This window comes from Coleofasciculus sp. C1-SOL-03 (assembly GCF_040220555.1).
GTDB lineage: Bacteria > Cyanobacteriota > Cyanobacteriia > Cyanobacteriales > Coleofasciculaceae > Coleofasciculus.
This window is the reverse complement of record NZ_JAVJUO010000012.1, coordinates 1-13,058: the sequence shown is the minus strand read 5'-3', so window position 1 is coordinate 13,058 and position 13,058 is coordinate 1. Positions and strand designations below refer to the sequence as shown.

The window sequence follows — 13,058 nt, the reverse complement described above, 5'->3', positions numbered from 1 at the left end:
AGTTATTGATGTGTACCAAACCGTTATTCGTAAAACCCGCCCCTACATTTCGCTGGGAAACTTTAACCCGTCATTTCATCAATCGCGACGGCTCCTGTTTCGCCACTGCTCACGCGGACACTATCATCAACGGGCAGAACAAAGATTTTTCCATCTCCTGGGTTGCTGGTCTGATTGGCTTGAATCAGGGCATCAACCACTTGCGGAACGTTGTCATCGGGAACAACTAAACTGAGCATCCGTTTGGGAATTAAACGGTGTCCTTTTGCCAGGAGGGGCAGCAAATCACTGCTATCTTGGGGATTTTCATTAATTGCTTTCGCTAACTGAAAGTCCACGGCTTGCCTGCCTCGACCGACTACTTTCACCGCTGTCACGGACGGAAAACCAGCTTTGCTTAAGGCGGCTTTCGTTTGGTTAATTTTGTTCATCCTGATGACAGCCAGAACTTCTTTCATAACCTTCAACACTGAGATTTACTCTCGTGCCTCCTAACATAAACCGGGGAGTTCTCTTGTAGAAACCGTTATTAACGATTTCTACAAGAACAATGGATACAAAATGGGTCTCATTTTTAGCGCGTAGCCAGCGCAGGTTCTTTCTTACTCGAATCGGCTTGACCGGAGCTGATGGTGTAGACTTCTTCTACAGGACTGACAAATATCTTGCCATCACCCGCTGCTCCTTCTGTTCCCGTGCGAGCGCTGCTCAGGATTGCCCGAATCACAAACTCTTTTTCGGTATCGGGAACCACCACCATTAACAACGCTTTGGGGAGTTCATCGTAAAGCACATTACCAATCTTTAATCCCCGTTGTTTGCCTCGACCAAAGACATCAACTTTGGTAACGGCTGGATAACCAGCGTCCAAGAGCGCTTTCATAACGTCGTCGCTCTTTTCCGGTCGAATAATCGCTCTCACCATGATAGTCATGGGATGTTGCCTCCAAACAATTTCGCTTGAATGTAAGCGGTGGAAGATGTGGGAATGTTTGTAACCTTCCACCTGCAACACACTGCATCTCTAGCCGTACAAACCGAACTTAACCAGTAGTTGTTCCAACTCGTCATTCTTCATTGGTGTGGGAACGACATGATTGGTATTTTCATCAATCGCTTTAGCTAAGTTGCGATAATGACCGGCTTGCTCACAATCAGAGTCATATTCAATCACCGTCTTGCGGTTCAGTTCCGCCCGTTGAACCATGTTGTCGCGGGGCAAGAAATAGATCATCTGAGTGCCGAGGGATTCAGCCAATGCTTGAATAAGTTCAGCTTCCAGATCAACCTTACGGCTGTTGCAAATTAAACCGCCTAAACGAACACCACCAGATTCAGCGTATTTTTGAATGCCTCGGCAGATATTATTAGCGGCATACATTGCCATCATTTCGCCAGAGGTAACAATGTAAATTTCTTGGGCTTTACCTTCCCGAATTGGCATGGCGAAACCGCCGCAAACCACGTCACCTAGTACGTCGTAGAAAGCATAATCAAGACCTTCACACTCGTCATAGGCGCCGAGTTGTTCGAGCATACTAATTGAGGTGATAATGCCTCGACCTGCACAGCCTACACCCGGTTCTGGACCACCGGATTCTACGCAGAGGGTTTTGCCATAGCCTTCTTTACGAATTTCTTCGAGATCGACGTCGTCGCCTTCTTCACGCAAAGTATCTAACACACTCTTTTGGTGCAAACCACCGAGCAATAAGCGCGTAGAATCTGCTTTGGGGTCACAACCAACGATCATGACTTTGCGACCGAGTTCGACAAGTCCAGCCACTGTATTTTGTGTGGTTGTGGATTTACCGATTCCACCTTTACCGTAAATAGCAATCTTCCTCATTTCAGACCTCCATTAGGATCAATTATTTGAGGTTACATCATTAACATTTAATTGAAGTTGATTCGGAAAAATCTTGTATATTCAACCATCCGAAAGCTTCAAATCAATCAAGAAACAAGTGAGCGTTTATCCGGGTAACGTCTTTTTGTTTTCCTGATGATTTAATAATAGGAATTAAATCTAGATATAAAAGTGTAACTTGCTACAAAACCAGAATTTTATTGATTTACTTTTAACTCGGTATTTTGCTGTTTGTAACAAAAACAATGTGTTTCTATATAAACAATATAACCATTGCTAAACCTAGAAAAATCAAATCTTTAGTTATTGTTAAAAGTGACAGAAATCACTGCTTTTCATTTATGCTGATTAAATAAAAATTACTTATTTTTTGAGTTTATTCAACCTGTTATAAGTCAAAAAAAACACCCTTGGCGATTCACCAAGGGTTACCTATACAACGGAGTTACGTTAAAACTTGTTCAATCAGAAACTGAAGTCAAAATTTGCACATTAAACTTAAACCACGGCTTCAACCATAAGATTAGGAGACACTCGTTCTTGCAGCCGCTTTTCGATCGCCATCTTCAGGGTAATCATCACGCTGGGACAGCCATCACACGATCCTTTGAGAATCACCTTAACGCGATCGCCTTCTACATCATGCAACTCGACATCGCCGCCATCATAGGCTAACGTGGGACGGATTTCTGTTTCCAGGACTTGCTGAATCAAGGTGATTTTTTGCAAATTCGTCAGGGTAGCAGGAGGTGGCGATTTCTCCTCTTTGATCGGGGAAGTCGATGGAGTCGTTGTCGCGGTAGCCTCAGTCGGTTGAGGAATCGGTGCGGATAGCGACGCGGCTGTATTTAATTTCTCCTGTTCTTGCGTTACCTCGATCACCAGATCATCGATTTCTGCCAAACATGATCCACACCCCCCACCCGCTTTAATGTAGTTGGTGACTTCTTCAGCGTTAGTGAGGTGATTTTCCCGAATCAGTCGCTTAATCTTAGCGGAACTCACCCCAAAACAACTACACACCAAGGGACTTTCGTCTTCTTCCTCCGGTCTAACCGGAATCCCTTTATAATCAGAGATTGCCGCTTCCAGGGCTTCTTGACCCATAACCGAACAGTGCATCTTCTCCTGAGGTAAGCCACCCAAATAGCTAGCAATCTCACGATTCGTCAGTCGCAACGCATCATCAACCGTCATCCCCTTAATCAGATCCGTCAGCGCCGAGGAAGACGCGATCGCACTCGCACAGCCAAAAGTTTGAAAACGGGCATCCAGAATGGTATCCGTTGTGCTATCAATCCTCAGAAACAACCGCAACGCATCGCCACAAACAATACTGCCAATTTCGCCAACTGCTATTGTTTCCGTCGTCGTACAATCTTGAGTTGCGATCGCGCCCATATTGTGCGGATTATGAAACAAATCCATTACTTTGTCAGTGTAGTCCCACATGGCTTATTCTCCCGTTATTTGTCATTCGTCAAAACACTGATTTCACTGATTTATTGGAGAGATAGAGGTAGGGAGGTGAAAGCTTATTGACACTGATTACACAGACAAGTTTGTTCTCTCATCTCCCTCATCTGACACACCGAGCGGAGCCGAGGTGTCCCCCATCTTCCCCATCTCATTGCACCGTCATAACCCCTCTACCCTGTTGTTCTCTGGCTGTTTGCAGCCAACCGTGTTCTTCGTCGGCTTCATTCTTGAAGGGGGAAATCATGCGTAAGCGTTCTACAATGGCTGGCATCACTTCCAACACCCGATCAATTTCGGCTGAGGTGGTATATCGAGACAAACTAAACCGAATCGAACCATGGAGAAGGGTGTAAGGGAGTCCCATCGCCCGCAGTACATGAGAGGGTTCTAATGAGCCAGAGGTGCAAGCCGAACCCGACGAGGCGCAAATCCCAAAGCGATCCAGGGACAGTAAAATGGCTTCACCTTCGATATACTTAAACCCAATATTCGTCGTATTCGGTAGCCGCATCGATGGATGACCATTAAGCTGACAATCGGGAATCTGACTGAGTAATCCTTGTTCCAAGCGATCGCGTAATTCCTTCACCTGGGTAACTTCTTCCGTGACGTGCTGGATTGCCAATTCTGCGGCTTTTCCTAAGCCAATAATGGCGGGAACATTTGACGTACCCCCTCGACGCCCTCGTTCTTGATGACCCCCAATTAATAGGGGACGGAAGCGCACACCTTTGCGAACATAGAGTACGCCAATCCCTTTAGGTGCATGAAGTTTATGACCGGAAAGAACTAAGAAATCAACGGTACTCTCGCTCATATTCAAGGGAACTTTCCCCACCGCCTGCACCGCATCAACATGGAACAAAATGCCCCGTTGTTTAACAATCTGCCCAATCCGTTCAATCGGGAAAATCGTCCCCGTTTCATTATTGGCGCACATCACCGAAACCAAAGCCGTATCGTCGGTGAGAGAGGCTTTCAATTCCTTGAGATCAATCAATCCTTTGCCATTAACGGGGAGATAAGTCACCCGATAGCCTTCTTTTTCCAGTCGTTTGCAAAGCGTGTAAACCGCTGGATGTTCCACCGCCGTGGTAACAATGTGCTTCTTGTCCGGTTGAGTCCTCAACGCGGCGCGAATCGCGGCATTGTCCCCTTCTGTACCGCAACTGGTAAAAATAATTTCTGTCGGTTGAGCGCCCAATAATGCCGCAACTTTTTCTCGTGCTTGCTCTATATTGCGGGCTAATTGTCCACCAAACGTGTGCATGCTGGAGGGATTTCCATAATAGTCAGTCAGATAAGGCAGCATCTCCTCCAGCACAGCCTCGTCTACACGGGTGGTGGCATTGTTATCTAAATAAATTACACTCATACATCTACCTATAGAACATCAGTCTCGGAATCGAACTCGATGCTAAAATTCCTGTAAAATCGTAACCAAAGATACAAAATACTCCATGTTTGAATCAGGGCGGATTGAGTGAAGGAATGGGTGTAAATCAAACCTTATCGGTAAAACCCTGATATTGTTCGTAGAAGTCCAGCACTACGTTTTCAATCACGTCGTAGGCTTCAACGCACTCAATTCCCTGCGCCTGCAATTGTTCCTTGGGACAAGCACCAATCTTAGAAACGAGAACAGCTTGGCAATCCGAAAGCGTTTGCATAATAGTGTCGAGTACATCGGCTTCGCCATACCCGCCTTGGCAATAGGGAGTTACGGAACGCCGATCAATACAATGGGCTTCATCGTGATCAACTTCGTAAATCTCGAATTCTTTAGCATGACCGAAATGTTGATTAACCAAGCCACCGCCTTTACTGGCGACAGCGACGCGGATTTTAGTCCGATTGGCGACAGAGGATGTATTTTCAGTTCGAGTCGCGTTCAGGAATTCTTTAGGCTCTTTGCCCGTTTGTCGTTCCTGATGTGGTTTCAAGTCGTATTCTGATTTCATCTTCAGACTGTTGGTGTTCATGACATCCTTCCTCCTCCGGTGTCCCCGAATCGCCTAATCGTCTCGGCGTAGCCAATCCAGTAACTGTTTGAGTCGTGGGCTTTCGGCATTGTCTGAATTAAAAGATAAATGCACCCTTAACACCCAACGCCAATACTTAAACAGTTAAGTATGAAGGAGTTGATTGAGCATCCTTCATACTTGAATTCCGGCGATAGTTGTTTTTATAGCAGCTCGGTCTAAACAGGAGGTTCTGTTCGCCTGGGGTTAAGACTGATTAGATTAATTGGTTATGTACTCATCCCCCTAAAGTCTGATTACAGAGGCATTTCAAATTTCTTTGGGGGTAGGGGTTCTAGTATTTTCGGGATGGGGTGCAAGTATTTAAGGGGTGGGGTTCGAGTATTTCTGTACTCACGCTCAAAGCCTATTGTAGTGCAGGATTGAGCTAATTTTAGTCGGAGCTTTTACTGAGTACAGATTTGTACTCAAAATGCTTATCAGTTAAATCTAACGTTTTACCTTGAATGGCATTTCTGTATCTAAATTAGCATTTTTTTGCGGAGTCTGCATTTCTATTGATTTTTTTTAGATTTCCCCCATTGGTGTAGATTGGGTTGAGAACAGGGGTTGTAGAGACTGAACATGGCGCGTCTGGGAGATGGAGAAAATGTAGGGGCGGGTTTAGTGACATCAGGGTGAAAACTAAATGTTAATGGTAAAACCCGCCCCTACACATTCACGTTGCGCCACATACCGTAAACAGTCACATTGTCGCTGGGGTCATTCTGAGTACAAAAATACTAGAACCTCGACCCGAAAATCTTGCCATCCGGGATAAAAAATACGAGAACCCTGCTCCCCCCAACACGGGGAAATGCCGATACAATCAGAACGTTGAGCGTTGAGTACATCATTAATAAGCGCATCCAGTCTAATCCGTAGCTAATGTGCAACCTAGCCATCAAACATCTGGTATAAGCGAAAAAAGATTAACTTCGTTTCAGGGGCGATATGCAATGCTACAGTCCACGACTAACTACTCAACAACGCGATCGCAGCTTGCTACCCCAGCTAAAGAAGGCAGAAGGCACAATGGGATAACCCATTGTCAGCAACCTATAGAGGATAGGGGATTAGAACGAGGCGACACCGATAAAATCCCTAGAGTCAGAACGCCGTTTCAGGTGATCAAGCAAGGCTGGCGAACCCTCTTAACCGACTTTCAGATTATCTTTGAACGTGATCCAGCCGCCCGTAATCGGTTCGAGGTATTCGTTTGCTATCCCGGCTTACAGGCGCTGATCAGCCATCGCCTCGCCCATTGGCTACATCGTCAGCATGTACCCTTCTTTCCCCGCTTCCTGTCTCAACTGGCGCGATTCTTCACCGGAATCGAAATTCATCCAGGGGCGGTGATGGGTAAGGGCGTGTTTATTGATCATGGCATGGGCGTGGTAATTGGCGAAACCGCGATTGTGGGTGATTACTGTTTGATTTACCAAGGCGCAACCCTGGGAGGAACAGGTAAAGAAACGGGCAAACGCCATCCCACATTAGGGAAGAATGTGGTAGTGAGTGCAGGTGCCAAGGTATTGGGAAATATCCACATTGGCGATCATGTTCGCATTGGGGCGGGTTCAGTGGTGTTGGGAGATGTCCCCACCGATTGCACCGTGGTGGGAGTACCAGGGCGAATTGTACGTCAGTCTGGCAAACGCATTGATCCGTTAGAACATGGACAACTCCCCGATACACAAGCCGCCGCGCTACGGGCGTTACGCGATCGCATCACGGAACTCGAACAGCAATTGGATTCCTTGAGTCGAAGAGAAAAACAGGATGAAAAATGCCTGGATTAGACTTGATAATTACAGAAACATTTTTGACCTCAAACCGATGGACGACGAATTCGGGTTTGTGTTTCATCAGCAACAACTAGACAACCTGCCAAAGTTGTGAGTGGATAGTCCTGCACAACCCTAGCCAAAACATCAAGCACCGCCTGACGACTTCCACGACGAGAACGCAACAATAAAATCCCCGGATGAGTTCCTGGTGGAAAACGTCGGACATCAGAAAAGTCTAAATCTAGAGTAATAAAAAAGCGCCCATCAGTACAAGCTTGCTGCCATACAACTTCATCATCTTCACCGGACAATCCTTCATCAGTAACCCGATCGCAATCGTAACCTTTATTCCGGAGAAACTCCGCATGGGTAATACTAAGATTTTTGTCTAATTTAACCAACATAATCCTTATCGCAACGGTAACAGTTCCTCTTCTCTCACCAGTGCGGCAGCATAAGCGATCGCGGAGCGCACCTTGTCTACAGTCAACGGCGGATAGTCTTCGACAATCTCTTCTAGTGTTAATCCTTCTGCCAGATTATCCAGAATGACTGAAACCATAATGCGAGTTCCTTTAATACAAGGTTTTCCATGACAAACTTTGGGATTTATCTCAATCTGTTCTTGCCAATTCTTCATTTTTTATCTTGCCTAACTTGTGAAAATAGACTAATCTGATAGTAGCAGAACCTTAAACGGCGACCCGATCAAGTGGTATTGGCAGGTGTTACGCGATCGGATCACGGAACTTGAACAGCAATTGGAATCCTTAATCCCAAAAGAACAACGAAATAATCAGTACCCGGATTCTGCGACATACCCCACACCCAACCCTTAACAGGTATTTAGAGAGATCCCCCTAAAAACCACTCGTACCCTTCCTTAAACTGCTTCTTCGCATCATGCTCCACAATGCTGCCATGAGCTACGATAACTTTTCTAAAGTCCCATTTTAGTACCTTTTGAACGGATTGTTTAACTTTCTCCTTTTCTTGAGTAGCAAGCTGTTCCAGCAATGAGGGTCTAAGTTTTTTGTACCCTCCCATTATTTTGGATGCTAATCTTGTTGTCAATGGAAAGGTTTCATCAAAGTAAAACGCTGTGTCTGTCAAAATCAAAGTATGACTTTCGGAATGAAAGAAAACATATTCATTTAGAGGAAATACTCCGATGGGGAGAAAGGTATTAAACCCTTCAAATAATAAATATTCAAGTTGACCTAAAAACTCGGTTATATTATCCTCTAATACCCGATCAATGTATAGCTCAGTTTTTTTAACCTTCAATCCTGATACAGCATAAATCTTTGCTTGAGGATAAAGAGCCTTAAAATCAGATAAAAAAAGATAATGAAAAAGATTTGGGGCTATAATATATTTGACATTTCCCAGCTCATTAATTTGGTCTGTAGTTTGGTCATTTATTTGAATTGGAGAGATAACAGCTAATTCACCATTACTGAAACGAATTACTGTCATTCTTGTACCAACGCTCAATCCAAAATATCGTAACGTTTGCTCGGCAACCCAAATGTTCCTGTCAATTTTTCTGAGCATAGCTATACTGCTGGTGCTAACGTTGACTGTAGGCGGCTTCTTTATTACATGACCTCATTCTATATTCATGATTAAAATAATAACAATAGCGTTTTTAATCACGACTCTCGTGCAAAAAAAGCAATAATCTATGAGCCGCCAACAAGATTTAGACGTGTTTGTGCAAGTCGTCAAAAGTGGCAGTTTTGCCAAAGCTGCTGAGGAACTGCAACTGAATCCCTCGGCTGTGAGCCGCCGAATTAGCCATCTGGAACAACGACTGGGGGTGCAATTATTGAATCGCACGACTCGCCGCTTAAGCTTAACTGAAGTAGGAGAGCGCTATTTCAACCGTTGCCTTAGCATTTTGGCAGACATTGAGGAAGCCGAACGAGAAGCCCGACAATACAGTCAGCAACCGCAAGGTACTCTGTATGTGAGTTGTTCTACCTATTTTGCCTATCGCTTTTTACTCACAAAAATTCCGCCGTTTCTCGAACAATATCCTCAGATTTCTCTCAAATTAATCCTAACCGATGATGTTGTCGATCTGGTGACAGATGGAATTGATGTTGCCATTCGCATTGGGGAACTTGCTGATGCGTCACTGATGACTAAAAAATTAATCAGCTCTCGTCGCATTATTTGCGCTGCGCCCAAGTATCTTGATCGTTATGGTATACCCAAAACACCTGACGATCTAACCGATCACAATTGCCTCAGCTTAAATGCCCAAAAAACGACCCTGAACCAGTGGCGATTTCGCGACGCCTCTGGACAACGAGAGATTCGAGTACGGGGAAACTTTGAAGTGAATAGTGGTCAAGCCCTTTACGAGGCGATTTTAGCAGGAGGAGGTATCGGTCGGGTCATACAAGTTCTATCTCAACGGGAACTGACATCGGGTCAGCTAGTGCATCTGCTCAAGGAGTATGAGGTGGATAATCAGGTGGGAATTTATGCGGTATTTCCTGCTCAACGTTATCTGCTGCCCAAAGTTCAATGCTTTGTGGAATTTTTAGCCAAGAGTTTTTCGCAAGATATGACAAGCTTGAGCATCCCTCTAGCATAATCCTTATCGGCAGGCAAGGCAGATACGTACCTGAGATTTCCGGCTGGGGTGTGTGACAGTTTTTGGCGATCGCGCCCACGGCTACTGACTCAACCATGCGATCGCGCCCCTTAACAAAACTTAATTTAGCTAGCCGCCTAAATTTTGATCAAAATTTAGTCAATTTCCCGCACTAAGCAGGTAGAATAGAATAATTCTTCAGCAGAATGACTGCGATCGTTGAGGCACTCGGCAATGTCTTCTCACGAACACCTCTGGAAAAAAGGCTTCTCAAAGCCCAATTCGACACCCGTGCCGAATCCCTTCAAGATACAGAGGCGTCGTGCCAAAGTGCTGTCACCGACATTATCGCCCCAGGAAAAACTACAGCTCAAACAACAAGCAGATCAAATTTCCCAGGTAGGTTATAACTCCCAAAAGATTCCAATTCAAGCTCCTGCGCCAACAGCCGAAGCCAGTCCGATTCAGTCAAAGGCAGGTGATCTCACAAACCAGCAACCTACTACTGATGCTGTAGATATTCAGGCGGATGCGTCGGAAGTTCAAGACGAGACGAAAAAGCCAGATGATCTTGCTTTTGGCGAAGCCTCAGATGCTTCCGCAGCAGATAGCAGTATTCAGCGTCAGAAAATATCCGATAGTGAAGCCGAGGCAATACCTGAATCTGATACAGATAGCATTGATAATCAAGAAGAAGAAACTGAAATTCAAGCGAAAGCCGAACAACCTTCTCGTAATTTCCTCGAACTCCCTGTTAACGCTCCGGGTACATCGCCATCCTCTATACAAAGACAGGTAAACTTAGGAGGATTAGGCAATTCCATTCAACAGCAGCCCGTTGAAAACGAGGAAAAGGTTGAGCCAGAAGCTGAACACGAGGCGCAGGAATCGGATGAAACCATCCAACGCCAGCAAATACCAGAGGCGGAAGCAGACGAGATATCATCGAGTGAGTCTCAAACGGTTCAACGCCAAGGAGAAACCTCAGACACACCCGCTCAACAAACAGAACAAACAGAACAATCAGAAGAAGAAGAGTATCATAATTTTCTCGAAATTCCGGTCAACGTTCCCGGTACACCGTCATCCTCGATCCCCAGACAGGTTAATTTGGGCAGGTTGTCGAATCAGGTTGTCCAACCAATAAAACCCATTTCTAACCCCGGATTAAATCGACTCAATACCTTTACTTCACAGCGAATTGAGTCACTTGTAAAGCCAGTTAATCCTGTATTGAATCAGTCAGCAGCTCCTACAGTTCAACGTCAGGATAATACTGAGGATGAAGAGATTCAAAACCAGCCCTTCCAGGAACCCGAAGAAGAAACGGTTCAGAAAAAAACACAGTCACAATCCTCTGGCGCTACGGCTACATTATCTCTAGAACAATCCATTCAACACAAGAGCAGTAGTGGACAAGCCCCACAACAGGAGCATGAGTCGGAGCAAGATCAGCAAGAAGTTGATACTCTGAAACCTAAGAGTTTATCGGATAAAAGTCCCGAATTTTTATCAGAGAAACAACACCTATCATTACAACAAGGGCAAGTCAAACCCAAATCGCTAGAGGCAAAAAAGCTGGAAGCTAATCCGCTAGAATTGACCTCGAACAAAGAACAGCAAATACCCCAAACTCAGGTGGATTCAGAAGCTGCCAAGGAAAACCAGCAACCTGAAACAAAGACAAAGGAACAGCCTCAACAAAAAGTAGAAACTCCAGTAGAAAGCCAAGCTGAAACTGGAAGTAGTGGAAGCATGGGTAATGCCCCCACACCGCCAACCGCGATGACTCCCCAAAGTCAAGACGCTGGTTTGGGTGGAGGTACAGGGGGAGAAGGAGTTGCATCAGCCCCCCAAGAAACTGTTACGATTACGGCGGAAGATCCTGGTCAGATTATCGAACAGCTAAAAAATACGCCACCGACGCAAGCTGTTGCCGCTTACGCTCAAGCCGAAGCCGCTTCAGTTCCAGCACTAGAAAAACAAAAACAAAACCTACAGGAAACAATACCAGAAATTCCGGCACCGACTGGATTACCTGCCCAAGGAACAGAAGCGACTCAAACAGCAGAGAAAGCTGCGACAAAAGCCGCTCAATCGAAAGGAGAGCCGAAGGTTGAAGTGAAAGCGGAAGGTTCAGCTCAACCCGAAGCTAACTATGATACCCAAGTACCAGAAGCTCCTCCTGCTCCACCTCCTGCACCAACCCAACTCGCTGGTGGCAATGTTCAACAAGAAGGACAAAATGACGAAGCCCTAAGTCGCAGCGCTCAACACGCTTTGTCTAATGTCCAGATGAACACCAGTCAAATTAGCACCAGTGCTGGAGAACGCCCAAATGTGGATTTAAATGGGGAAGCGAATCCAGCTCAAATCCAGTCTGCTCAGACACAATCGAATCAAGAGTTACAAACTGCGAAAGCCCAAGCGGTTGCTGACACGAATCAAGACTTTGGTGAGAATAGCATTTTTCCCAAAGCCAGCAATGAAACCCTCAAAGCTAACAAAGAACTTTCCGCGATTACCCCCCCTACGATTCAAGGACTGGAAGCGCCTGCTGTCCCCGGAGAAGCCGCAGGTGGACTAAATCAATCCCTGACGCCTTTTCTAAGAGAAAAGATTGGAGCAGAACAAGAGAAATATCAGGCAGGTAAAGATAAGTTTGACACCGATACAGCCCAAGCTAGAGCGGATGCTGACCAGGAAATTGCTGGTTTAGATGAACAAACGAAACAAAAACAAATAGCCGAACAGGAACAAGCCAAGGCGGAAGTTACTCAAGCCAGACAGGAGTGGCGAACCGAACTCGATACAGTTGATCAGGACTATCAGGAAAAAGCCAGTCAAGCCAGTCAGGAACAGCGAGATAAAATTGACACCGAAAAGCTCAAGGGAGAGGAAAAGGCTGCCCAACATTTAGAAGACGCCGAGAAGGAAGCTGAACAAGAAAAGCAGAAAGCTGACAAAGAAGCTAATAAGAAGAAAGAAGAAGGCGAAAAAGAATCAGGGGGTTTCTGGGGTTGGGTTAAATCGAAAGCCAAAGCCTTTATCGATAGCATTAAACAAGCTGTTAATTTTATCTATGATAACCTTCGCAAAGCCGTTAAAGCAATTTTTGATGCCGCTAAAAAACTAGCGACAGCAGCGATTGATTTAGCGCGTCAGGCAATTGTGGGGTTAATCAAGGGCTTCGGTGAAATTCTTAAAGGGTTAGTTAAAGTTGCCTTTGCCGCCTTTCCAGAGATAGCCAAGAAAATCAATGCCAAGATTGACCAGGCAGTTAAAAAAGC

Annotated in this window: 11 protein-coding genes and 1 pseudogene; 3 read left to right on the top strand and 9 right to left on the bottom strand. The window is 45.4% G+C overall.

The window, feature by feature from the left end; genetic code table 11:
• Positions 1–62: 62 nt before the first annotated feature.
• From RIE73_RS01700 to RIE73_RS01675, 6 genes are all read right to left on the bottom strand, one after another.
• Positions 63–458: a P-II family nitrogen regulator gene (locus tag RIE73_RS01700; RefSeq protein ID WP_446399533.1), complete on the bottom strand. Its 396-nt coding sequence runs from the start codon at positions 456–458 to the stop codon at positions 63–65.
• Positions 459–574: 116 nt separating this feature from the next.
• Positions 575–934 carry a P-II family nitrogen regulator gene (locus RIE73_RS01695; protein ID WP_446399532.1) on the bottom strand — a complete coding sequence of 120 codons (360 nt, stop codon included), beginning with the start codon at positions 932–934 and terminating at the stop codon, positions 575–577.
• Between the two features lie 90 nt (positions 935–1,024).
• Entirely contained in the window at positions 1,025–1,849 is an 825-nt protein-coding gene (gene nifH, locus RIE73_RS01690; RefSeq protein ID WP_446399531.1) for a nitrogenase iron protein, read from the bottom strand.
• Between the two features lie 519 nt (positions 1,850–2,368).
• Entirely contained in the window at positions 2,369–3,322 is a 954-nt protein-coding gene (gene nifU, locus RIE73_RS01685) for a Fe-S cluster assembly protein NifU (protein ID WP_446399530.1), read from the bottom strand.
• 175 nt (positions 3,323–3,497) lie between these two features.
• Positions 3,498–4,724, bottom strand: a complete 1,227-nt coding sequence (gene nifS, locus RIE73_RS01680; protein ID WP_446399529.1) for a cysteine desulfurase NifS — start codon at positions 4,722–4,724, stop codon at positions 3,498–3,500.
• Positions 4,725–4,851: 127 nt separating this feature from the next.
• Positions 4,852–5,331 (bottom strand): NifB/NifX family molybdenum-iron cluster-binding protein, encoded by a 480-nt coding sequence (locus RIE73_RS01675; RefSeq protein WP_446399528.1) that lies wholly within the window; start codon positions 5,329–5,331, stop codon positions 4,852–4,854.
• 998 nt (positions 5,332–6,329) lie between these two features.
• Between RIE73_RS01675 and cysE the strand changes: the two genes are divergently transcribed.
• Positions 6,330–7,172 carry a serine O-acetyltransferase gene (cysE, locus tag RIE73_RS01670; protein ID WP_446399527.1) on the top strand — a complete coding sequence of 281 codons (843 nt, stop codon included), beginning with the start codon at positions 6,330–6,332 and terminating at the stop codon, positions 7,170–7,172.
• A gap of 29 nt (positions 7,173–7,201) precedes the next feature.
• Here cysE and RIE73_RS01665 read toward each other — a convergent pair whose 3' ends face one another.
• The 3 genes from RIE73_RS01665 to RIE73_RS01655 all read right to left on the bottom strand — a co-directional run bounded on the left by RIE73_RS01665 (position 7,202) and on the right by RIE73_RS01655 (position 8,717).
• The gene (locus tag RIE73_RS01665) at positions 7,202–7,564 is read right to left on the bottom strand and encodes a DUF5615 family PIN-like protein (protein WP_446399526.1); all 363 of its coding nucleotides are present in this window, start codon (positions 7,562–7,564) and stop codon (positions 7,202–7,204) included.
• Between the two features lie 5 nt (positions 7,565–7,569).
• Positions 7,570–7,800, bottom strand: a complete 231-nt coding sequence (locus tag RIE73_RS01660) for a DUF433 domain-containing protein (RefSeq protein ID WP_446399525.1) — start codon at positions 7,798–7,800, stop codon at positions 7,570–7,572.
• A 206-nt stretch (positions 7,801–8,006) separates the two neighbouring features.
• Positions 8,007–8,717, bottom strand: a complete 711-nt coding sequence (locus RIE73_RS01655) for a DUF4336 domain-containing protein (RefSeq protein ID WP_446399524.1) — start codon at positions 8,715–8,717, stop codon at positions 8,007–8,009.
• Between the two features lie 130 nt (positions 8,718–8,847).
• On the opposite strand from RIE73_RS01655, the gene RIE73_RS01650 reads away from it, so the two are divergent.
• Both RIE73_RS01650 and RIE73_RS01645 read left to right on the top strand, forming a co-directional pair.
• Positions 8,848–9,768, top strand: a complete 921-nt coding sequence (locus tag RIE73_RS01650) for a LysR family transcriptional regulator (RefSeq protein WP_446399523.1) — start codon at positions 8,848–8,850, stop codon at positions 9,766–9,768.
• A gap of 234 nt (positions 9,769–10,002) precedes the next feature.
• Positions 10,003–13,058 (top strand): annotated as a pseudogene (locus tag RIE73_RS01645) (hypothetical protein); the annotation flags it as partial.